The 19842-nt window shown below is 66.3% G+C and carries 17 protein-coding genes; 12 read left to right on the top strand and 5 right to left on the bottom strand.

The features are described from left to right. Positions 1-242: 242 nt before the first annotated feature. From ACIBG0_RS18410 to ACIBG0_RS18400, 3 genes are read right to left on the bottom strand one after another with little or no spacing between them, the layout of a single operon-like run. Positions 243-2774 carry a serine/threonine-protein kinase PknG gene (locus ACIBG0_RS18410; protein ID WP_397033852.1) on the bottom strand — a complete coding sequence of 844 codons (2532 nt, stop codon included), beginning with the start codon at positions 2772-2774 and terminating at the stop codon, positions 243-245. 5 nt (positions 2775-2779) lie between these two features. Beyond that, on the bottom strand, positions 2780-3757 hold the full coding sequence (locus ACIBG0_RS18405) for a glutamate ABC transporter substrate-binding protein (RefSeq protein ID WP_397033850.1): 978 nt from the start codon (positions 3755-3757) through the stop codon (positions 2780-2782). Beyond that, on the bottom strand, positions 3754-5133 hold the full coding sequence (locus ACIBG0_RS18400; RefSeq protein ID WP_397033848.1) for a hypothetical protein: 1380 nt from the start codon (positions 5131-5133) through the stop codon (positions 3754-3756). The genes ACIBG0_RS18405 and ACIBG0_RS18400 overlap by 4 nt, the downstream gene beginning before the upstream one ends. Positions 5134-5247: 114 nt before the next feature. Here ACIBG0_RS18400 and ACIBG0_RS18395 point away from each other — a divergent pair, with 114 nt between their 5' ends. Beyond that, on the top strand, positions 5248-5955 hold the full coding sequence (locus ACIBG0_RS18395) for an NUDIX hydrolase (protein WP_397033846.1): 708 nt from the start codon (positions 5248-5250) through the stop codon (positions 5953-5955). A gap of 286 nt (positions 5956-6241) precedes the next feature. Here the strand turns inward: ACIBG0_RS18395 and thiE are convergent, their stop codons facing one another. Continuing rightward, positions 6242-6949, bottom strand: a complete 708-nt coding sequence (gene thiE / locus ACIBG0_RS18390; RefSeq protein WP_397033844.1) for a thiamine phosphate synthase — start codon at positions 6947-6949, stop codon at positions 6242-6244. Positions 6950-7006: 57 nt separating this feature from the next. On the opposite strand from thiE, the gene thiO reads away from it, so the two are divergent. The 8 genes from thiO to ACIBG0_RS18350 all read left to right on the top strand — a co-directional run bounded on the left by thiO (position 7007) and on the right by ACIBG0_RS18350 (position 14361). Continuing rightward, positions 7007-8104, top strand: a complete 1098-nt coding sequence (thiO, locus tag ACIBG0_RS18385; protein WP_397034085.1) for a glycine oxidase ThiO — start codon at positions 7007-7009, stop codon at positions 8102-8104. Continuing rightward, complete coding sequence (gene thiS, locus ACIBG0_RS18380) at positions 8101-8313, top strand: sulfur carrier protein ThiS (protein WP_397033842.1); 213 nt, start codon at positions 8101-8103, stop codon at positions 8311-8313. Before thiO ends, thiS begins: the two co-directional genes overlap by 4 nt. Next, a complete protein-coding gene (locus tag ACIBG0_RS18375; protein WP_397033840.1) occupies positions 8306-9079 on the top strand; it encodes a thiazole synthase in 774 nt (257 codons plus the stop codon). The genes thiS and ACIBG0_RS18375 overlap by 8 nt, the downstream gene beginning before the upstream one ends. A 168-nt stretch (positions 9080-9247) precedes the next feature. Beyond that, complete coding sequence (locus tag ACIBG0_RS18370; RefSeq protein ID WP_397033838.1) at positions 9248-10405, top strand: helix-turn-helix domain-containing protein; 1158 nt, start codon at positions 9248-9250, stop codon at positions 10403-10405. 203 nt (positions 10406-10608) lie between these two features. Beyond that, positions 10609-10923: a hypothetical protein gene (locus tag ACIBG0_RS18365; RefSeq protein ID WP_397033836.1), complete on the top strand. Its 315-nt coding sequence runs from the start codon at positions 10609-10611 to the stop codon at positions 10921-10923. Between the two features lie 447 nt (positions 10924-11370). Then, positions 11371-12315 carry an ABC transporter ATP-binding protein gene (locus tag ACIBG0_RS18360; RefSeq protein WP_397033834.1) on the top strand — a complete coding sequence of 315 codons (945 nt, stop codon included), beginning with the start codon at positions 11371-11373 and terminating at the stop codon, positions 12313-12315. Beyond that, positions 12315-13073: an ABC transporter permease gene (locus ACIBG0_RS18355; RefSeq protein WP_397033833.1), complete on the top strand. Its 759-nt coding sequence runs from the start codon at positions 12315-12317 to the stop codon at positions 13071-13073. Before ACIBG0_RS18360 ends, ACIBG0_RS18355 begins: the two co-directional genes overlap by 1 nt. A gap of 370 nt (positions 13074-13443) precedes the next feature. Next, positions 13444-14361: an adenylate/guanylate cyclase domain-containing protein gene (locus ACIBG0_RS18350; RefSeq protein ID WP_397033832.1), complete on the top strand. Its 918-nt coding sequence runs from the start codon at positions 13444-13446 to the stop codon at positions 14359-14361. Between the two features lie 663 nt (positions 14362-15024). On the opposite strand, the gene ACIBG0_RS18345 is transcribed toward ACIBG0_RS18350, so the two are convergent. Beyond that, positions 15025-15168: a hypothetical protein gene (locus ACIBG0_RS18345; protein ID WP_169338115.1), complete on the bottom strand. Its 144-nt coding sequence runs from the start codon at positions 15166-15168 to the stop codon at positions 15025-15027. 174 nt (positions 15169-15342) lie between these two features. Here ACIBG0_RS18345 and ACIBG0_RS18340 point away from each other — a divergent pair, with 174 nt between their 5' ends. From ACIBG0_RS18340 to ACIBG0_RS18330, 3 genes are read left to right on the top strand one after another with little or no spacing between them, the layout of a single operon-like run. After that, positions 15343-17055, top strand: a complete 1713-nt coding sequence (locus ACIBG0_RS18340) for an acyclic terpene utilization AtuA family protein (protein WP_397033830.1) — start codon at positions 15343-15345, stop codon at positions 17053-17055. Then, positions 17052-18242 (top strand): acyl-CoA dehydrogenase family protein, encoded by a 1191-nt coding sequence (locus tag ACIBG0_RS18335; protein WP_397033828.1) that lies wholly within the window; start codon positions 17052-17054, stop codon positions 18240-18242. Before ACIBG0_RS18340 ends, ACIBG0_RS18335 begins: the two co-directional genes overlap by 4 nt. Continuing rightward, a complete protein-coding gene (locus ACIBG0_RS18330; RefSeq protein ID WP_397033826.1) occupies positions 18239-19837 on the top strand; it encodes an acyl-CoA carboxylase subunit beta in 1599 nt (532 codons plus the stop codon). Before ACIBG0_RS18335 ends, ACIBG0_RS18330 begins: the two co-directional genes overlap by 4 nt. Positions 19838-19842: the final 5 nt, after the last annotated feature.

Here is a 19842-nt window from a genome sequence, read left to right as displayed (position 1 = left end):
GTCGCTGCGGCAGTATTGGTGTCGGATCAGGTTCGCGCCGGAGGCCGAAACCGGGCCGAACCTCCGCCGCTATCGGGACCGCGATGCCCTCGCCGCTCCCGATGTGCCCGCTCCGGCTGCCCCCGGAGCGGGCCCGAAGCGCGGAACCCTGGGGATCATCGGTGTGCCGACTGCTCCGCGGACCCGGATCCGAGCCCGGCCGGTGTTTTCCGCCCGGCCGGGTGAGTTGTCCAGCGCCGGATCTAGATCCAGGTCTTGGCGCGGATCGAGTTCGCCAGGTCCACTAGGGCATAGCGGTGATTGCGGCCAGGGGCGCTGCGGGCCAGGGCGCGCAGCCCGGCCTCGGTGCCCGCGCGCAGTACGCGCTCGGTGAACGGCGCACCGAAGAGGGTCGCCTGGTCGCTCGCGGGCGTATTGCCCGATTGCAGCCAGGCCAGCGCGGCACCGAGGACGAGCACGCGCATCTGGGTCGCGCGGCTCTCGCCGCTGGGGAGGGCGACGATGCGCGCGGCCGAAAGGTGCAGGGTGGATTCGGGGAGTTCGGCGATCGGGGCGGCGGTGAGCAACAGCCATACCGCGGTCATCCGTGCCGTTGTGTAATGCCGGGAGGCGGCGGGCACCTCGTCGAGCGCGCGCACGGCCTCGTCGACCTGACCCGCCTCGGCGGACTGCCTGGCCAGACCGAAGGCGGCACTCACCACGGCGTGATCGGTGCGCCAGACGGTGGCATAGAACTTCTCGGCGTAGGCTCGCCATTGTTCGTGATCGGCCGAATCCCAGTGCTGCAGAACGAGTTCCGCGGTCGCCGCGAGTGCGAGTTTGGGTGCGATCTCACCGGGCAGCACCCGCAGCACCGCATCGAAGCTCTTGTAGGCCTGCTCATAATCCAACCGCAGCAGCTGGGCGTGGCCCAGGTACCAGTCGATGCGCCAATCGTGATCGCTGGGCAGCCGCGACAGCATCTGCAGCACCGCCGCCGATTCGCCGAGTTCGAGCCGGAGCCTGGCCTCGGCCAGCGTCAGCTCCAGATCCCATGTCTCCTGGGTCTTTTCCGGGTCGGCTACGGCGCGCTCATGTGCCTCCTGCAATGCCGCGAGCGCGTCGTTCGGTTCCGGATGTGCCAACGCCGCGAGCACCGGTACCGATGCGTCGGTCGGATCGATGAGTGGAACCGGAAGTGCCGCGGCCACTTCGTCGGCGCGCAGCAGATTGCTTCTGGCTATGCCGTCGGCATAGGCGTCGGTTTGGCTGATCAATTCCTCGGTGCCGAAGCTGGCGCGTTGTGGACTGAAAACTGTGGACAACTGTGGATGTTCGGCACCGGTGTCCATGGCCAGGATCTCGCGCAATACCCCGGCCAGCTGCGCGGACATGACGCGCGCGGAAGGGAAGCGGCGTTCGGGATCGGGATCGGTCGCGCACAGCAGCAAGCGGTGGAAGAACTCGTAGCGCTCGAGCACCGGATGGTCGGCGGGGTCGGGAATGCCGTCGAGATAGCGTCCCTGTTCCATCGGCATGCTCAACGTCAGCACCGCCAGCGTGCGTCCGACGGTGTAGATGTCCGAGGCCACGGTCGGCCCGGTCCTGGCGATCTCGGGAGCCTGAAATCCCCTGGTGCCATATAGGTTTCCGTAGGCATCGATGGTTGCGACGGCACCCAGGTCGATGAGCTTGACCTGATCCTCGGTGACCATGATGTTGTCCGGTTTGAGGTCGTTGTAGGTCAATCCGATCGAATGCAGATATTCCAGTGCGGGCAGGATCTCCAGCAGATAGGCGATGGCCTCGGGGACCGGCATCCGCTGCGGCCGCGGATAGGTGTCGAGGATATCGCGCAGTGAGCGGCCGCCGACGTACTCCATGACGATGTAGCCGATCGACTCGCCATCCGGGCCGGTGTGCTCGACGAAGTTGTGGATCTTGACGATGCTGGGATGTGCTACCTCGGCGAGGAATTGGCGTTCGGCAACGGCCACCGCCTGGGCCTCGGTATCGCCCGCGTGCAGTAGGCCCTTCAAAACGACCCAGCGGTCGCTGACATTGCGATCGATCGCGAGGTAGATCCAGCCGAGTCCGCCGTGCGCGATACAGCCCTGAACCTCGTACTGGCTCGACACCATATCGCCCTCGTGCAGCGACGGGCGGAAATCATATTGTGCACCGCAGGTTTCGCAGGTGCCAGCGGACGTCGCCGGGCGGGTCGCGGTGGCGCGACCGACGGGGTTACCGCAGCGCCAACAGAAGCGCCTGCCCTCGGAGACCACAGGGTCGGCGAGCACCGCGGTGCGTGGATCGGCGGGCGGGATATTCGGAATCGTGACCAGTCCGGCGCCGAGTTTGCGTGTTGTCGGTCGCGAGCGCGCGGTGCGCACGCTGCGGCCGGAGGTGCGCATGATCGCGGCGGAAGTCGGCTCCGGAGCATTCCATGCGCCGACGGTGAATTCGGCGGCCATATCGTCACGGCGAACGGTTTCGCCGGATGCGGGTCGGCGGCGGATGGTCTCGTGGGAGGCGCGGTGGTCCCGGATCGTTTCGGCGGAGGGCTGGTGACGAACCGTTTCACCGGAAGCGGTGCTGGCACCCTCGGCCGCCCCGGTACGCGGGCGTTCGGCCTCGGGGCCGGTGCCCGGTGACCACCTGATCGTTTCGATGGCCGCGGAGGCGGGTTCGGCTGGTTCGAGGAACGCGGTTGCCCTGGTACTTTCTCCGGATTCCTCGGCGAGTTCCTTCGGCTCGCCCTCGGTCGAATCGGCGGCATCGTGCGGTGATGTCATCGCCGTCAGTCCTGATAGGTCGGGGCGGGCGGGTTCGGAACCGGCCCGAGTGCGATCAGGTATTGCTGGTACAGCCGGGCCCAGGTGCCGTCATTGCGGATGCGCTCCAGCGTGCCGTTGACGAAGCGGACCAGATCGTCATTGCCCTTGGGGATTCCGATGCCGTAGGGCTCGACGCTGATGCTGGGGCCGACCAACTCGGTGTACGCCGAGTCCTGTACGCCGAGTCCGGCGAGAATGGCGTCGTCGGTGCTGATGGCGTCGACTTGACGCTGCTGCAGCACGACCAAACAGTCGGCCCAGGTCGGCACCGTGAGGATGGTCGCGGCGGGCTGCTCGCGGCGCATGTGGTCCAGCGAGGTGGTGCCGGAGACGATGCACACCCGCTTACCGGCCAGATCGGCCAGACTTCGGATGCCGGAGTTCTTCACCGCGAGCACACGCTGATTGGCGTGCAGGTAAACGGTCGAGAAGGAGACCTTCTGGCGCCGTTCACAATTGATCGTCATCGTCTTGGCGACGATATCGACGACATGATTCTGCAGCGCGGATTCACGCTCGGCGGACCCGAGACTGCGGTACTCGATCTGCTCTGGACTACCGAGCAGATCCCGGGCGACCTCCCTGGCGATATCGGCATCGAATCCGACAATCGTGCCGCTGACCGGATCCCGGAAGCTGAAAAGGTTACTGCCGGTATCCAATCCGACTACCAGTCGACCGCGGGCGCGAATCGCATCGATGGTCGGCCCGTGGGCGGCCGCACCCGCCCCGGCGGGTCGCAGGCTCGCGGTCGGATCGCCGCACTGCTCGTCGCGTTCCGGTGGAATCGGTGAATCCGTCGGTATCGCAATGGCTTTGGCGGGCAGCGGCGGTTCGGTGTACTTGGTGGTCTTGGTATCGATCGTGTCCGAGCCCGCCGCGCACCCGGCGAGCAGAGCGGTTGCGGCGAGCGCGGCGAGCAGTCCGCGCACGCGGTTCATCGGTACTCCCGAAGTCGCGGCCAGATACCGAGCCCGACATAGGCCGCGGCGAGTATTCCGAGCACCATCGCGCCCGGTGCCAGGAAGTCCAGTGATCGGGCCGCGCCGGAGATGTTGTCGCGCAACGTTTCGCGCGTCGCATCCAGGCCGAGTCCCAGTGCTCGGTCCAGCGATTCCACTTGTGCCGTGGCATCGGCTGAGCCCGGTCCGGTAGTCACCGTCGCCGCGCCGACGAAATCACCGCGGGCGAGGGCGTCGTTCATCCGCTGATGCGCCGCTCGCCAACGGGTTAGTGCCTCACGAGCATGCGCGATCTCATCGGCCGCGGGTGCTTCGGACGGATAACCACTGAGCAGTTCGTTGAGCCGGATGACGCTGGATTCGTAGGTGCGGTCGTAGTCGCCGGTGGCGTCGCGGCGCACCAGCTTCAGTGTCTCCGCCGACCGCGCCTGCTGGGTCAGGATGCGGCTCTCGGTCAACCGAGAGCTCGGCACCGCGCCGTGGTCGCGGCCACCGATCATGTCAGCGGCCGAGACGGATCCGGCGATCAGTGTCCACGCCAACAGGATCAGCATCCCGGCCGAAGCGAGCAGCAGTCCCGGATTGAGTACCCGGTGCCAGCGCTTCGACAAATCGAACTGCGCCCAGACCAGCGCTCCCAACGCCAGGATCAGCACGCCGATCGCGGACCACGGCGGCTGCACATGATGCCGCTGGGCCGCACTCACGGCATCGGAACGGTGGCTCTGCAGCTGTGCGGCCATCGGCAGCAGGACGGTCTGCATCTGATTCGATGCCTCGCTCAAATACGCGGCGCCGACCGGGTACCCGTTGCGATTGTTCGCGCGGGCGGTTTCGACCAGACCAGAGTAGACCGGCAGGCCGGTGGCGATGCCCGTGCGCAGCCGGGTGTCCGGATCATCGTCGGTGGCCTGTCCGGCCGCGTGACCTGATTGCGTCACCAACTCCGCGGACGCCTCGCCCAGTGCCTGGCTGTATCGGTCGCGCACGGTCTCCGGTTCCAGGCCGCCCGCGATGAACGCGGTACTCGCCGCGGCATCGGCGATGGACAGCGAGGTGTAGAGGTGATGGGAGGAGTTCGCGTCCGGCTCGGTGTCGTCGAGCAGGATGTCCAGCGACTGCTGGCGATCGCTCACCGTCGCGGCGGTCATCGTGCCCGCGGCCAGGCACAGGCCGATGAGCAGCAGACCGATGGCGATCAACCGACCTGGGGTCGATAGCGCGAACGATCGTAGGTTGGCCGGGTCCAGATGGGCGCGTAGCCCCGCTTCGCGCGGCACGTCCAGCCGCTCGGGCCCGACATCGGCCGTGACCGACGGCGGCCGCGGGGCCGTCGTCGAGTCGAGCGCTGCCATCTCCACCTCCCCGGTTGGTGCGCACATGTGCTCCTGCTCGGAGCTTATTGTGGTCTTACCGGCGCCGTGGCGTGTGAAACAACCGCGCGACGGCTAGATGAGGATGGTAACCAGATGCGTGGTGACGGTGACGGTTGGTCACGTGGCCCGGACGGATTGCGGCATTGGGGCCGCTTCGGTGCGGCCGGACTGCTGCTGCGCGCGCCGCTCGCCAACGGCGTTTCGGCGGTGTTGTTGCAGCACCGCGCGCCGTGGAGTCATCAGGGCGGAACCTGGGCGTTGCCCGGCGGCGCTCGTGACAGTCACGAGACCCCCGTGCACGCCGCGGTCCGCGAGGCTTGGGAGGAAGCGGGCATCGATCCCGCCGATGTTCGGGTACGCGGCGAGCGCGTCACCGCGACAGCACTGAGCGGCTGGACATACACCACCGTGGTGGCCGATGCCGTGATGACGCTGCCGACCAGTCGCAACCGGGAGAGCAGTGCGTTGGCCTGGGTTCCCGAGGACGAGGTCGACAGCCATCCGCTGCACCCCGGCTTCGCCGTCTCCTGGCCTGCGCTGCGGGCGGCTCCGGCGCGCGTCTGCCTCGATGACATCGACGTGGACGACGCCGACACCGTCGCGGCCGCGCTGCCTCGCACCGTTGACCTCGCCGCTCGAGGCTTCGTGTGGTTGCACGCCGATCCGGAGGGACCTGGTGCCTACGCCCGCATAGTCGATGCGGATAGGGATTCGACGGATGCCTTGCGGCCGGAGGCGAATTCGACGATCGCCCGGGCCGATTCGATCTTGGCGCTTACCCGAGTCCAGGTGTTGTCCTGAAGAGGGGGCTCAGCGTCCAGTCTTCGCGGAAGCCGCACCTCACCGCAGCGCTGGAATGCGGCAGCACAGCTTCGAGTCCTGCTGGGCAGGTCGCCTCGAGTTCGTGATCGGCAGGCCGCAGGGGGAGGGGCGGTGCTTCGGGTTCGCACTCGGCAGGCTGTGGCTGTGCTGACCGACCAACGTCACATCGGGTTTCCGCGCGCCGAGTCTCCGCCGACCTAGGCGTCTTGCTGTAGCGCTGGCCGGAGTTGTCGCGCCGCTGCGTGCGGGTAGCGCTCGGTTAGATCTAGCCGAGCTGAGCGTTTCGTAGAAGTGCCGTCTTCAGCTGCCGTGCGGCCGCCTCCGGATCGCGCGCCTCGGTAATCGCGCGAACCACCACAACGCGCTGCGCTCCCGCCGCCAGCACCTCGGGTAGTCGCTCGGCATCGATGCCGCCGATCGCGAACCACGGTCGGGTGGGGTGGGCGTCGGCGGTGGAGCGCACCAGGTCCAGGCCCGCCGCCTGACGTCCCGGCTTTGTCGGCGTCGCCCACACCGGGCCGGTGCAGAAGTAGTCGATGTGTTCGTCGATCGCGGCGAGTCCGGCTTGCGCCCGGTTGTTGGTGGAGCGCCCGATCACCACATCGGGGCCGAGAATGCGCCGCGCGTACCACGGCGGCAGATCGTTCTGTCCCAGGTGCAGCACATCGGCTCCGGCGGCGAATGCGATATCGGCGCGGTCGTTCACCCCGATCAGTGCGCCGTGCCTGCGGGCCGCGGCCTTCAATTCGGCGAGTACGCCGATTTCGGCCTTGGCCTCGAGCGGGCCGAATTTCGCCTCACCGGGGGAACCCTTATCTCTGAGCTGAATGATGTCGACACCGCCCGCGAACGCGGCATCGGCGAACTTGGCCAAGTCGCCCTTCTCCCTGCGTGCGTCCGTGCACAGATACAGCCGGGCGGTAGCCAAACGCTCCCTGGGCGGTAGGGACCGGAACTGGTGGGAGGGTTGCACGTGCTCGACCGTAGTCGCGCTACCGTGGGGATGCGAATAGTGAGGCAGGTGGATCTAGTGCGGACTCTGGCCGTCGTCGGTGGCGGCGTCATCGGACTCGCGGCCGCTTGGCGGGCGGCCGAGGCGGGCTGGTCGGTCACCGTATTCGATCCCGCCGTCGGGTCCGGCGCCTCCTGGGTTGCCGGGGGGATGCTCGCACCGCTGTCCGAGGGCTGGCCGGGGGAGGATCCAGTCCTGGAATTCGGCGCGGCCTCGCTGGCTCGCTGGCCCGAATTCGCCGCACGACTCGAATCGCGGACCGGTGTATCGGTATTCGTCGCCGATGAAACCCTGACCGTCGCGCTGGATGGCGCGGACGCCGCCGATCTGCGCACGGTGGCCGAATGGGTCGGTGCTCGCGGCCATGAGCTCGAGGTGCTCGACCGGGCCGGTGTGCGCGCACTGGAACCCGCGCTGGCGCGCACCGTGCGCGCCGGTCTACGCGCACCCGCCGAACCCGCCATCGATAATCGACGACTGCTGGATGCCCTCCAAAAGGCTTGCGGGACAGCAGGAGTCGAGGTGCGTGCCGAAACGGTGGAAAGAGTGGACGCACTGCCACAGGAGCAAGTCGCGCTGGCCGCGGGCGCCGCATCCTCGCGACTGTGGCCCGAACTCCCGGTCCGCCCGGTGAAGGGCGAGATCCTGCGCCTGCGCCATCGTCCGGGCGCGACACCACCGCCGCAGCGCGTGATTCGCGCGCGGGTGCACGGCAGACAGGTCTACCTGGTGCCCCGCGCGGACGGAATCGTCGTCGGCGCAACACAATACGAAGCGGGCTTCGACACGACCGTGACCGTCACCGGGGTCCGCGACCTGATCGCCGACGCCGAGGCGGTGCTGCCCGGTATCGGCGAATACGAATTGGCCGAGGCCAGCGCCGGATCCAGGCCGGGTACCCCCGACAACCTGCCTTTGATCGGGCGGCTCACCGACCGGATCGTGGTCGCCACCGGCCACGGCCGCAACGGCATGCTGACGGTACCGCTCACCGTCGACGCGGTGCTGGGCCTGCTCGAAGGCGCACCGCTCGCTGATGCGAAAGCCGCCGACCCCCAACGTTTTTCGACGGCGCACTCGCCGTCACTCGCAAGATCTGCAGGAGGAGTTCGATGACCTCGGTCCCCATCGGTGTCACCGTGAACGGGCAGGACCACGAATTCGACCGATCCCTCTCGGTGCGTGAACTTCTCGATCGTCTCGGGCTGCCGTCGCAGGGCGTCGCGCTCGCGGTGGACGGTGCGGTTTTCCCGAAGTCCCGCTGGGACGAGCCGGTCGGGCGCGGCTGGGAGATCGAAGTGCTTACGGCGGTCCAGGGTGGCTGAAGCACTGGACACCCCTGACGCACTGGAGATCGCGGGCAAGCGATTCGGCTCCCGCCTCATCATGGGCACCGGCGGCGCCGAGAATCTGGCCGTGCTGGAGGAGGCGTTGATCGCCTCGGGCACCGAGCTGACCACGGTCGCCATGCGCCGGGTCGACGCCGTCGGCGGCACCGGCGTGCTCGACCTGCTCAAACGCCTCGAGATCACGCCGCTGCCCAATACCGCGGGCTGTCATACGGCTGCCGAGGCCGTGCTCACCGCGCAACTGGCCGCCGAGGCCCTCGATACCAACTGGGTCAAACTCGAGGTGATCGCCGACGACCGCACCCTGCTCCCCGACCCGATCGAATTACTCACCGCCGCGGAACAATTGGTCGATGCCGGATTCGTCGTACTGCCGTACACCACCGACGACCCGATCCTGGCCCGTCGACTGGAGGATGCGGGCTGTGCCGCCGTCATGCCGCTCGGCGCGCCGATCGGCACCGGACTCGGCATCGGCAATCCACACAATATCGAGATGATCGTGGCGGCCGCGGGCGTCCCGATCATCCTCGACGCGGGCATCGGCACCGCGAGCGACGCCGCCCTGGCCATGGAACTCGGCTGCTCGGCCGTGCTGCTCGCCACCGCCGTTACCCGAGCCCAGCAACCTGCCCTCATGGCCGCCGCTATGCGCAATGCGGTCACCGCCGGTCACCTGGCGCGTCGAGCAGGCCGCATCCCCAAACGCTTCTGGTCCCAAGCCTCCTCACCGCCCCGCTGAGTCGCTACAACGCCGCTGACGCACGCCTGCCGCCGATAGCACCGTCCGGCGCAGCGATTCGCCTGCCACGCATGTTGTCTCGTGCGAATTCGTGCGTGGCGCGCGAATCAATGCGCGGCAGCAGCCCGAAGCGTGACGGGCGCATGCACATGGCCGTATGCTCGGATCATGGCGGATCTCGGTGAACGCCTGCAATCGGTTCGGAAGCGGCGGGGGCTGACTCAGCGGGAGCTTGCACAAGCTTCGAATGTCTCGGTGTCGTTGGTCCGCAAGATCGAGCAGGGAGAGCGCGACGATACCCGGATCGAAACTCTGCGCCGGATGGCCGTCGCGCTGGAGTGCCCGGTGTCTGTGTTGCTCGGCCCGAACCCGGGGACACCCGAAAGTGGCGGGGGCAATCTGTGGCTCCCGACCCGTACTGCCATCCTGTCGCCGAGGCATGTGCAGGACGGCGGGTCGGTAGCCGACGGTGCCATGTCAGAAGCACTGGCTGGGGCCGTGAAGCTGTACCACGACAACGAGTACGAGCGGCTCGCCGCGGTGTTGCCTCGACTGATCGAGGACGGCCATGCCGGGTCTCCACTCATGCGCTCGCGGATTCTGCAACTTGCCGGTTCGGTGCTGGTTCAGACCCGCCAGCTGGAGCCAGCGCGGGTGGCGCTCGAGCGTTCCCTGGCCGAAGCCGAAGCGACCGGCAACGTGCTCGACGCGGCGTCGGCCGTGGTGACCCTGTGCTGGCTGCTGCTGGTCGAGCGGCAGTTCGAGAAGGTTCGCGAGCTGGCCACGCAATGGGCCGATCGGGTCGAGCCGCGACTGTCGGTGGCCACCACCGAGGAGATCTCGACGTGGGGTTGGTTGCTGTTGCGGGCGTCCGCCGCAGCCATCAGGGACAACCGGTCCGACGAGGCCGACGACATGATGCGTCTTGCCCAGGCCGGAGCTGTCGCGGTCCGCCGCCAACCGGGCGGCTACCACCAATATTGGACAACTTTCGACGCCGCGACGGTCGCGATGAAACGAGTAGAGAACGCGGTCGTGGACGATCGGCCGGATCTGGCACTGCGACTCGCCCGCAACGTGCCAGCGGGCCTGCGGCCGACATCGGATAACCGAAACCGGCATCTGCTGGACGTCGCGCACGCGCATATCGAGCTACGCCGTTACGACGCGGCATTCGAAACCCTGCTACGCCTGTCTCGCGAAGCCCGGCCGTGGTTGATCGAGCAGCGGATGGCCCGGGATCTGGTCGGCAGGATCATCACCCGCCGAGGGACTCTCACCGACGAAATGCGCGAGCTGGCTGATCTGGTCCGCCTGGAATACTAAGCACACCAATCCTTTTCGCGTGCCGCCGGGCTCTGCGCGCGAGACTTCGCTGTGGCACTTCCGCATCATCGCTTGTCGAAGTGCCATTGAATGCCGTGGTCCCCGGGTGTGACGCTCGAGGTAGCACGCGCCGCCGGGTCGACGCCTTCTGCATCGGCACCCTCGGCGGCGGGTGCCAACCATGCGACCGAGGGGGTATTGCGATGCGAGAAGAGCCGACCGCGTTGGGATGGGTCGACCTCGAAATCAGCTCGGCGTCGGGCTGGGATGTGGCACAGATTCGGCGGCTGGCGCAGCGGCTCGGGTATGCGCTGATCTGGCCGTCGGAGTTATCGCCGCTTCCGCTGGTCGACCAGGTCCGCTGCGCTGATGTCGATGCGGTGGTCGCGCCATCGCTCGAACACCTGAATGTGCTTGCGGTGAACGCGATCATGAGTGTGGCCGATGTGGAGATCGTGCTGCCGCGGCTGTCGTTCCATCGTTGGGCGGCGGTCGCGCCTTCCGGGCGGCTGCGGTGAGCGAGCACCAGCGAGTGAATTATCAGCACAGCGCGCAATCTCGTACGACAGAGCCGGGCGTCAGCGAGACGCAGTCGTGAACGCGACGGTTGTGTTCGAGTTGGCTGTGGCGGTTGGGTTGCCGCTGGCAGTGCTGGTCGGCGCGGTGTGCTGGCCGACCTCCAGCCGCGATGACGAGGACGACGAGTAGACAAGGCCCCGGTCGGCTCCGGCCTGGTGTTGGCGCGGCTACCGCGATCGGCGTGAGGGTTGCGGCCTACAGTTGACGTCCAGCGGATGATATCTGGCGGCCCGCTCGGAGCCTCGGCTCGTTAAAAGGGGCATCGGTCAGGGGGATTCCCCTGATACGACTGGGGGCCGAGGGCATCCCTCGTCATCCTCGAGGATGATCGAACTCGGCACCATTTAATGACGCGCGTGGCCGCGCAATGAGGAAAGCTGGTCACCATGATCGAGCTGAGGGGCCTGACCAAGCATTTCGGGCAGACCGTCGCGGTTAAAGATCTCTCCTTCACCGTTCGACCCGGACAGGTGACGGGCTTTCTTGGGCCGAACGGCGCCGGTAAATCCACCACTATGCGGATGATCCTCGGCCTGGACAAGCCCACTGCGGGCACCGCATTGATCCAGGGCAAGCCGTACCACGAGCTGGACCATCCGCTGCGTGCCGTCGGTGCGCTGCTGGATGCCAAGTGGGTGCATCCGAACCGTTCGGCCCGCGCGCATCTGCAGTGGATGGCCGCCTCGAACGGCATCGCCACATCCCGCGTGGACGAGGTGCTGCGGCTGGTCGGCCTGTCCGAGGTGGCGGGTAAGAGCGCCGGTGGTTACTCCCTCGGCATGTCGCAGCGGCTCGGCTTGGCCGGGGCGCTGCTCGGCGATCCGCCGGTGCTGTTGTTCGACGAGCCGGTGAACGGCCTCGACCCCGAGGGCATCCTCTGGATCCGCCGCTTCATGCAGCGGCTCGCGGCCGAAGGGCGCACGGTGCTGGTCTCGAGCCATCTGCTCTCCGAAATGGCCCAGACCGCAGAGCATTTGGTCGTCATCGGACGCGGTCAGCTGATTTCCGATTCGACCACTCAGGAATTCATCGAGCGCGCCTCGGAACAGTCGGTACGCGTGCGCAGTCCGCAACTCGAGCAGTTGCGCAGCTTGCTCACCTCCAATGGCATGACCGTCCGCGAGGACGGCACCGGCCAGGACGGCGCCGCATTGGTCGTGGCCGGGGTAACCAGTGACACGGTCGGCAAGCTGGCCGGTTCCAACGACATCACCCTGTACGAATTGGCACCGCAGCGGGCCTCGCTGGAGGAGGCCTTCATGCGGATGACCGGTGGCGCGGTGGAGTACCACGGCGAAGGCTTCGACCAGGTGATGGGAGGTGCGCTCTGATGGGCGTGCTGGCAGCGGAACGTATCAAGCTCACCTCGACCAGGTCGCCGTGGTGGTGCTCGGCGATCGTGGTGGTGCTCGCCCTCGGCTTGGCCGCGCTGTTCGCGGCGGTCGCCCGCTCGTCATCGGGCAAGGAGAATGCGCTCGATCTCACCGTGTCCACGGCGGTCGGCGGGATCAGCGGATTCGGCGTGATGGTCTTGATGATCATGGCCACCTTGACCGTGACCAGCGAATACCGCTTCGGCATCATCCGGACCACCTTCCAGGCGACACCGCATCGCGCGAAGGTGATCGCCACCAAGGCGGGTCTGGTCGGCGTATACGGCGCGGTGCTCACCATTGTGCTGGCCTTCGCCGCCTACGCGATCGCCAAGGCAATCGGTGGTGATGCGGCCAACAATCTGACGCTCTCCGGCGGTGATGCCTGGCGCGAGATCTACGGCATTCCGATTTATACGTTCCTCGGCGTAATCCTCGCGGTCGGCATCGGTGTGCTGGTCCGGCAGTCGGCCGCGGCGATTTCCCTGATCGTGCTGTGGCCGCTGCTGATCGAGCCGCTACTCGGCGCCTTCGGCAGCTTCGGACGCAATGTGCAGCCGTTCCTGCCGTTCGCGAATGCGAGCCACTTCTACAGCGCCTCCGAATCGACGGCGAACTGGCACTGGGGACCGTGGGGCGGTCTGCTCTACTTCGCGGTTTTCGTCGCAATTGTCTTCGGCGGTGCACTGGTTATCGTCAACCAACGCGATGCATGATTGAACTACCCGAGTTGCCCTCCCTCGCCGCTCGGGTGACGGGCGCCGACCTTGTCGGGAGGTCCGAGCGCCCCGCGCACCGTCTGCCACTGCCCGGCGGACGATGTGTCATCGGCCCGGTGTGTGAATCCCCTTCCACACCGGGCCGGTGTATGTATTGGGGACAATCCGGGCGGCATGTGAACATCCCGGAAACTATGCCCGGCAGCGCTTCCATCCGGAATCAGCCCTGGCTACGCTCAGGATTCAGCAACCAGTGAGTTATCCATTGGCGGACCCGTCGAAGTGCCCGCTCAGTCTGATCGAGGGGGCGCAGGTGGCGATAACACGTACCCCGCCGACGGTTGGTCGGCTGAGATACGCTCGGGGCGTGACCGAAACACCTTCCGGCGGTGCTGAGCCGGGGACGGAGCCGGAGAACAACGGGGGCGGCCCATCCGAGGTGACCATACCGTTGGTGCCCGCCGACGAGGATCGATCCGCTCGTCGTCCCGGCTCGGGAATTCGACGCGGTCAGTTCTCCGCCTTGGTGAATGCCGCGAACCAGCGGCCCGACATCATCGGTGCACTGCGCAAGGCGCGCGAACAACTGCCAGGTGACCCGTCTTTCGGTGACCCGCTTTCGGTTTCGGGTCCCGGAGGTGCCCGCGCGGTGGCGCGCGCGGCGGACAAGTTGGTCGGCGATACGCCGAGCGCGGCTCGGGAAATCGGGTTCGGCGCACTGCAGGTCTGGCAGGCCATGTTGGAACGCGTCGGCCGCGGTCGAGGTAGCGAAGAAATAACTGTGATGTTCACCGATCTGGTGGCGTTCTCCAGTTGGTCGCTCTCGGCTGGCGATGAGGCGACCCTCGAATTGTTGCGCGGAGTAGCCAAGGCCATCGAACCGCCGATCGCCGATCGCGGCGGTCAGGTGGTCAAACGCATGGGCGACGGCGTGATGGCCGTGTTCACCTCGGCCGATCATGCGGTGCGCGCGGCTGTGCAGGCCAAACGGAATCTCGCCGATGTCAGTGTGCGCGGTTATCGGCCGCAGATGCGGATCGGTCTGCACACCGGCTCGCCGCGCGAGATCGGCGGCGACTGGCTCGGTGTGGACGTGACGATTGCCGCCCGGGTGATGGAGGCCGGAGGCAATGGCAACACCATGCTTTCGCATGCGACATTGCAGGCCCTCGCGCCGGAGACGCTCGACGAACTCGGATTCTCGGTCAAGCCGTACCGGCGCAGTTTCTTCGCCGCACCGCTGAGTGGGGTGCCGGAGGACCTGCGGATCTTCCGGCTGTGTTAATGGCAGCGCCTTCGGCGCTGCGTGTGCTGTGTTTTTGGCCGCGCGGGCGCGGCGTGTTCGCGGCCCCCTGGTGTCTCGCGTCCGAGCCGTCGAGACTCGCGACTTCGTCGCATGCGCTTCGACGGCTCGGAGGCGAGACGGGCCGCGAACGGTCGCTCGTAAGACTCGCTCCGTTGGGGTCAGTGATGGCGGGGTGTTCGGCATCTGGTGCACGCGTGCTGGAAGGGCGCGACTTGCGCCTGCGGCGCATGCGTTTGGCCGGGTCGGATGCGAGACCGGCCGCGAACGGTCGTTCGTAGGACTCGCTCCGTTGTGGTCGGTAGTGGCGGGGTGTTCGGCATCTGGTGCACGCGTGCTGGAACGGCGCGACTCGCGACTTCGTCGCTTGTGCTCGAGGGTTCGGACGCGAGACGGGCCGCGAACGGTCGTTCGTAGGACTCGCTCCGTTGTGGTCGGTAGTGGCGGGGCGTTCGGTACCTGGTGCACGCATGCGGGATGGGCGCGACTCGCACCTGCACCGCCTGCGCTTCAACGATTTCGGATGCGAAACGGTAAGACTCGCTCCGTCGTGGTCGAGTGGGTTGAGGTGCCTATATCAACCAGGTGATCGCGCAGGCGGCCGCTAGTACGGCGAGCACGCCATTGCGGTGGCGAGTGGAGTGCCTACATCAACCAGGCGACCGCGCCCGCGGCGGCTAGAACGGCGAGTACCACCAGGGCGATGGCGAGGGGGCGGGCGGTCTTCCAGGTGGAGTAGGCGCCGCCCAGCAGGAATCCGGCCAGGGCGAACAGGATGACGGACGACATTTGGTCATTCTGCCTCGCGTGCTCTGTCTGCTGATAGCACACTGTTCAATTAACAAGCACGCGTGCTTGCTTTTTTCTTGATCCGGTGTGATGCTGGACCCGGAACGCGGACTTCACCGGCGGCGCAACGCGGCGCGCTGGGACGGTTCGCCGCACAGGAGGGCCTTCCAGCTGATGAGTATGCTGGCCGCCGATCCGGAGCTGATCCGAATCGGCAACTGTTCCGGGTTCTACGGTGATCGGCTCAGCGCCATGCGGGAGATGCTCGAGGGCGGGCAGCTCGATGTGCTCACCGGGGACTATCTGGCCGAGCTGACCATGCTGATACTCGGCCGCGACCGGATGAAGGATCCCAGCCTCGGCTATGCCAAGACCTTTGTCCGGCAGATCGAGGACTGCCTCGGGCTGGCGCTGGAACGCAATGTGCAGATCGTCACCAATGCGGGCGGCCTCAACCCTGCCGGGCTCGCGGAGAAGCTGCGCAAGGTTGCCGCGGATCTTGGACTCGAAGCCAAGGTCGCGCATGTCGAGGGGGACGACTTGCTCAGCCGGGCAGGTGAGCTCGGCCTCGGATCACCGTTGACCGCGAATGCCTATCTCGGTGCCTGGGGCATCGTCGAATGCTTGAACGCGGGCGCGGATATCGTGGTCACCGGTCGGGTCACCGACGCCTCGGTGGTTGTCGGCCCGGCCGCCGCTCATTTCGGTTGGGGGCGAACCGATTACGACCGGCTAGCCGGTGCGGTGGTGGCCGGACATGTGATCGAGTGCAGTACCCAGGCCACCGGCGGCAATTTCGCGTTCTTCACCGAGCTCGCCGATCTGGGGCGGCCGGGTTTCCCGATTGCCGAAGTGCGTAGGGATGGCAGCAGTGTCATTACGAAGCATCAGGGCACGGGTGGTGCGGTTACGGTGGATACCGTTGCAGCACAGCTGATGTACGAGATCCAGGGTGCGCGTTATGCGGGACCCGATGTCACTACGCGGCTGGACAGTATCGAGCTGACTCGAGAAGGTCCGGATCGGGTGTTGATCAGCGGTGTGACCGGTGAAGCGCCGCCGCCGCGGCTCAAGGTGTCGCTCAATACTCTCGGTGGTTTCCGCAATGAGATGGAGTTCGTGCTCACCGGACTCGATATCGAGGCGAAAGCCGAACTGGCGCAACGGCAGCTGGAGTCCTGGCTGCCCGTGCGGCCCGCGGAATTGACCTGGACGTTGGCGCGCCTCGACCGTCCCGATGCCGAAACCGAAGAGCAGGCAAGCGCTTTGCTGCGCTGCGTGGTTCGCGATCCGGATCCGAACAAGGTCGGTCGCTCCTTCTCCAATGTCGCGGTCGAATTGGCATTGGCCAGCTATCCGGGCACCAGCTTCACCAGCCTGCCCGGCAATGGTTCGCCGTATGGCGTGTACACGCCGGGGTTCGTCGATGCCGCCGAGGTGCCGCATGCGGCGGTGCTGCCGCAGGGCACGCGGGTCGATATCGCACCCGCGTCGGACACTCTGGAATTGGCGGAGGTAGCCGAGCCGGAACTACCGCAGCCATTGCCCACCAACGGCACTCGCCGAGCCCCGCTCGGCACGATCGCGCTGGCCCGCAGCGGTGACAAGGGCGGCAATGCCAATATCGGCGTGTGGGTTCGCACCGATGAGCAGTGGCGCTGGCTTGCGCACATACTGACGGTGGAGCGGATCAAGCAACTGCTGCCCGAGGCCGCGCCGCTGACCGTCACCCGACACGTGCTGCCGAATCTGCGTGCCGTGAACTTCATTATCGAGGGTCTGCTCGGGCAGGGGGTGGCCTATCAGGCCCGCTTCGATCCGCAGGCCAAAGGGCTCGGCGAATGGCTGCGCTCGCGTCATGTTGATATCCCATTGGAGTTGCTATGAGTCCGTGGAATACACCGGAACGGCGTGAATTGCGCGCCACCGTACGAGGTTTCGCCGAGCGAGAAGTTCTTCCGTACCTCGACGCCTGGGAGCGCGACGGCGAGATCCCACGCGAACTGCACAAGAAGGCCGGAGCGCTCGGGCTGCTCGGCATTCAATTCCCGGAATCCGCGGGAGGTTCCGGTGGTGACGGTATCGACGCCATGATCGTCTGTGAGGAGATGCATCAGGCCGGTTGCTCCGGCGGTCTGTTCGCCTCGCTGTTCACCTGCGGTATCGCGGTGCCGCACATTATCGCCTCGGGTAATGCAGATCTGATCGAGCGCTTCGCGCGCCCGACACTGGCCGGGGAGAAGATCGGCTCGCTCGCGATTACCGAACCGGGTGGCGGCTCCGACGTCGGCCACCTCACCACAACCGCACGCCGCGATGGCGACCACTACATCGTCAATGGCGCCAAGACCTACATCACCTCGGGTGTGCGCGCCGATTTCGTGGTGACCGCCGTGCGCACGGGCGGTCCGGGCTCCGGCGGGATTTCGCTGCTGGTGGTGGAGCGGGGTATGCCCGGCTTCACGGTCAGCCGCAAGCTCGACAAGATGGGGTGGCGGGCTTCCGACACCGCCGAACTGTCCTATGTGGATGTTCGGGTGCCGGTGCAGAATCTGGTCGGACCGGAGAATTCCGGCTTCTATCAGATCGCAGGTGCCTTCGTCAGTGAGCGGGTCGGGCTCGCGGTGCAGGCGTATTCACAGGCCCAGCGTTGCCTGGACCTGACCTTGGACTGGGTGCGCAGCCGAGAGACCTTCGGCCGCCCGCTGATCAGCAGGCAGGCCGTGCAGAATACGGTGACCGAAATGGCCCGCCGCATCGACGTGGCGCGCGTCTACACCCGAGATGTGGTGCAGCACTGGGGGACGGTAGCCGACGCAGTCGGCGGGGTGGGTAGATACAGCGCCGATGGCGAAACCGATTTGATCGCCGAGGTGTGCTTCGCCAAGAACACCGCGGTCGAGGCGGGCGAATGGGTCGCCAATCAGGCTGTGCAGCTATTCGGCGGCCTGGGCTATATGCGCGAATCCGAGGTCGAGCGGCAGTATCGCGATATCCGGATTCTCGGTATCGGCGGTGGCACAACTGAAATCCTGACCGGACTGGCGGCGAAACGATTGGGGTACCAGTCTTGACGACACTACGCACCACCCTCGATACCGCATCGCCGGAGTACACGGCCGCGGCCGAGGCCATGACCACCAAACTCGCCGAAGTGGAGGCCGAATTCGCCAAGGCCATCGCGGGCGGTGGCCCGGATAAGCTCGCCCGGCATCGCAAACGTGGCAAGCTCACCGCGCGTGAGCGCATCGAACTGCTCATCGACGAGGATTCGCCATTCCTCGAACTGTGTCCACTTGCCGCGTGGGGCAGCGACTTCCACGTCGGGGCGAGTGTTGTCTGTGGTATCGGCATTGTCGAGGGCGTCGAATGCATGATCGTCGCGCCGGATCCCACGGTGCGCGGTGGCACCTCGAATCCGTGGACACTGCGCAAGAACCTGCGCATGAACGACATTGTCATGCAGAACCGACTACCGGTGATCGGACTCGTCGAATCCGGCGGCGCGGATCTGCCGACACAGAAGGAAGTCTTCGTGCCCGGCGGACGGATGTTCCGCGACCTCACCAGGGCGTCTGCGGCTGGAATCCCCACCATCGCTCTGGTTTTCGGCAATTCGACCGCCGGTGGCGCCTATATCCCGGGCATGTCCGACTACACGGTAATGATCAAGGAGCGCTCCAAGGTATTCCTCGGCGGGCCGCCGCTGGTCAAGATGGCCACCGGTGAGGAATCCGATGACGAATCGCTCGGCGGCGCGGATATGCATGCGCGCGTCTCGGGTCTGGCCGATTATCTGGCGGCCGACGAGCAGGACGCGATTCGCATAGGTCGCTCGATTATCAAGCGGCTGAACTGGAAGAAGCAGGGTCCGGCTCCGCGCGCCGAGGTGATCGAGCCGCTGTACGACCCGGACGATCTGCTCGGCATTGTTCCGTCCGATCTGAAGATTCCGTTCGATCCGCGCGAGGTGATCGCCCGCGTGGTCGACGGCTCCGATTTCGATGAATTCAAACCGCTCTACGGCAGCAGCCTGGTGACCGGCTGGGCGGAACTGCATGGTTATCCGGTCGGCATTCTCGCCAATGCGCGCGGCGTGCTGTTCTCGGAGGAGTCGCAGAAGGCGACCCAGTTCATCCAGCTGGCCAATCAGTCGAATACGCCACTGCTGTTCCTGCACAACACCACCGGCTATATGGTCGGTAAGGAGTTCGAACAGAAGGGCATCATCAAGCACGGCGCGATGATGATCAATGCGGTCTCGAATTCGAAGGTGCCGCATATCTCGCTGTTGATGGGCGCGTCCTATGGTGCCGGTCATTACGGCATGTGTGGTCGCGCATATGACCCGCGGTTCGTCTTCGCTTGGCCCAGTGCGAAATCCGCTGTCATGGGCGGTGCGCAGCTCGCCGGTGTGATTTCCATCGTGGGTCGTGCGGCCGCGGAGGCCAAGGGCCTTCCGTTCGACGAGGAGGCCGATGCCGGGATGCGCGCGATGGTGGAGGCACAGATCGAGGCCGAATCGCTGCCGATGTTCATGTCGGGGCGGCTGTACGACGACGGTGTGATCGATCCCCGTGATACCCGCACGGTATTGGGAATGGCGTTGTCGGCCATCCACAATGCCCCAGTCAAGGGCGCCGATGGCTTCGGCGTCTTCCGGATGTGAGGGCC

Source organism: Nocardia sp. NPDC050630 (genome assembly GCF_044457245.1).
Lineage (GTDB): Bacteria > Actinomycetota > Actinomycetes > Mycobacteriales > Mycobacteriaceae > Nocardia.
Note: the sequence above shows the minus strand (reverse complement) of the source record. Positions and strands in the feature narration are given on the sequence as shown.

Excerpts from the sequence above, each read along its gene's own strand:
- ACIBG0_RS18340 (WP_397033830.1), top strand. The coding sequence starts at position 15,343 with ATGAGTATGCTGGCCGCCGATCCGGAGCTGATCCGAATCGGCAACTGT.
- ACIBG0_RS18370 (WP_397033838.1), top strand. The coding sequence starts at position 9,248 with ATGGCGGATCTCGGTGAACGCCTGCAATCGGTTCGGAAGCGGCGGGGG.
- ACIBG0_RS18400 (WP_397033848.1), bottom strand. The coding sequence starts at position 5,133 with ATGGCAGCGCTCGACTCGACGACGGCCCCGCGGCCGCCGTCGGTCACG.
- ACIBG0_RS18405 (WP_397033850.1), bottom strand. The coding sequence starts at position 3,757 with ATGAACCGCGTGCGCGGACTGCTCGCCGCGCTCGCCGCAACCGCTCTG.
- ACIBG0_RS18365 (WP_397033836.1), top strand. The coding sequence starts at position 10,609 with ATGCGAGAAGAGCCGACCGCGTTGGGATGGGTCGACCTCGAAATCAGC.
- ACIBG0_RS18355 (WP_397033833.1), top strand. The coding sequence starts at position 12,315 with ATGGGCGTGCTGGCAGCGGAACGTATCAAGCTCACCTCGACCAGGTCG.
- ACIBG0_RS18360 (WP_397033834.1), top strand. The coding sequence starts at position 11,371 with ATGATCGAGCTGAGGGGCCTGACCAAGCATTTCGGGCAGACCGTCGCG.
- ACIBG0_RS18410 (WP_397033852.1), bottom strand. The coding sequence starts at position 2,774 with ATGACATCACCGCACGATGCCGCCGATTCGACCGAGGGCGAGCCGAAG.
- ACIBG0_RS18395 (WP_397033846.1), top strand. The coding sequence starts at position 5,248 with ATGCGTGGTGACGGTGACGGTTGGTCACGTGGCCCGGACGGATTGCGG.
- thiS (WP_397033842.1), top strand. The coding sequence starts at position 8,101 with ATGACCTCGGTCCCCATCGGTGTCACCGTGAACGGGCAGGACCACGAA.
- ACIBG0_RS18335 (WP_397033828.1), top strand. The coding sequence starts at position 17,052 with ATGAGTCCGTGGAATACACCGGAACGGCGTGAATTGCGCGCCACCGTA.
- ACIBG0_RS18345 (WP_169338115.1), bottom strand. The coding sequence starts at position 15,168 with ATGTCGTCCGTCATCCTGTTCGCCCTGGCCGGATTCCTGCTGGGCGGC.